This window comes from Fructilactobacillus sp. X8R2C1, assembly GCF_059900955.1.
In genome coordinates, this window is record NZ_JBWXVI010000011.1 from 1 (window position 1) to 1,343 (window position 1,343).

General features: G+C 44.1%; 1 protein-coding gene. It reads right to left on the reverse strand.

Features of this window, described 5'->3' with window-relative positions; translation table 11 throughout:
• A partial coding sequence (locus AC6UD6_RS06930; RefSeq protein ID WP_500696173.1) for a mucin-binding protein occupies nt 1-1,343 on the reverse strand: 1,343 nt, incomplete at both ends.

Here is a 1,343-nt window from a genome sequence, read left to right on the forward strand (position 1 = left end):
AAAGTAACGGTTTCTACTTGATCATCAGCTGCTTTACTACCATCAGCGTAAACGTAGTGGATAGTTCTCGTAATTGATTTGGTTAAGTTATCTTTACTAGTTCCATCAGGATATTTTGGTCCAGTTGGGTTATTTGGATCAATTGGTTGTCCTGGGTTTCCTGGATTGTCAGGGGTAACCGTCTTCATCTTGTGTTTCAAGACAACCTTGAAAGTTGGATTATCGGTATTAAATTCATACCCATTTGGATAGCCGTCAGTGACTAATTCGTAACCTTGGGCCTCTAAGCTGGCAATTTCGTTCTTTGTACTGTAATCAGACTTAGAACCGAACTTACCGTTTAAATTGTCAGTTTTAATAACCCGGTTACCATCATCTTGGTCAATGTACTGAACATGAGCCTGTTCATCGTTAGCAGTGTAGGTAACCGTATCAGTCGAGTCGGTTGAGTCGGCAGTAGTAGTTAGAGCACCAACGGTTGCCTTGTCAGGAGTGTATCCTGTAATTTCGGGCGAATCGATTGAATCGAAGACCGCGTTCTTAGTAGTCCAGTCGCCATAACTGATGATCTTGCCGGTAACCTGGTCAAAGGTTGCGGTCCGAGTGTAAGTAACCGTTTCAGTACGATCATCGGAGGCTTTACTACCGTCAGCGTAGACGTAGTGCACCGTTCTCGTAATGTTCTTAGTCAAGTCATTTACACCAGTTCCATCTGGGTACTTTGGTCCAGTTGGGTTATTTGGATCAACTGGTTGTCCTGGTTGTCCCGGGTTATCTGGCGTAACCGTCTTGGTTTTGTGCTTAAAAACAACTTTGAAAGTTGGGTTGTCGGTATTAAATTCATAACCATTTGGATAGCCATCAGTGACTAATTCGTAACCTTGGGCCTCTAAGCTGGCAATTTCGTTCTTGGTTGAGTAATCAGACTTAGAACCAAACTTACCAGTTAGATTGTCAGTTGTAATAACTCGGTTGTTGTCATCTTGGTCAATGTACTGAACGTGAGCTTGCTCATCGTTAGCAGTGTATGTGACTTTAACGTCTGAATTCTTCGTGTCAGCGGTGGCAGTTTCGGAACCAACGGTCGCTTGATCAGGAGTGTAGCCCGTAATGGCTGGTGAATCAACCGAGCTAAAGACATCGTTGTCAGATGTCCAAGCACCATAAGTTATCTCACCAGTTACTTCATCAAAAGTGGCGGTTCTGTTGAACGTAACCGTTTCTACTTGGTCATCTGCGGCTTTACTGCCATCGGCGTAAACGTAGTGGATGGTTCTCGTAATGGACTTAGTCAAGTTGTCCTTGCTAGTGCCATCAGGATACTTCGGTCCCGTTGGGTTGTT